Source organism: Devosia alba (genome assembly GCF_039938915.1).
GTDB lineage: Bacteria > Pseudomonadota > Alphaproteobacteria > Rhizobiales > Devosiaceae > Devosia > Devosia alba.
The window spans coordinates 1-238 of sequence record NZ_JBDUUI010000149.1 but is presented as its reverse complement, the minus strand read 5'-3'; the positions used below and the strand labels follow the sequence as shown (position 1 = coordinate 238).

The window sequence follows — 238 nt, the reverse complement described above, 5'->3', positions numbered from 1 at the left end:
CGTGTAGCGTCAGCAGCGGGGCGCTGGATTGTCGGGAGTATGCAGAGCAGCGCGGCGATTGCAGACGCCCTGCGCCGGGTAGCTGATTACCTGGACAGGGAGCCTACGAACCTGCTTTATTATTCCCATAAATCTGAGGAAGAAGCTAAGGCAGCACAGAACGCTAAGCGCCGTAAGGTGCGGGCACAACGTAAAGCTAGAGAGGTGATTAAGAATGGGTAAGTATTTTTGTCAGTTA

Annotated in this window: 1 protein-coding gene; it reads left to right on the top strand. The window is 53.4% G+C overall.

Annotated features, from left to right (window positions below; genetic code table 11):
* On the top strand, window positions 1-222 hold a 222-nt coding region (locus ABFY71_RS19120; protein ID WP_347947463.1), incomplete at its 5' end, for a hypothetical protein.
* Window positions 223-238: the final 16 nt, after the last annotated feature.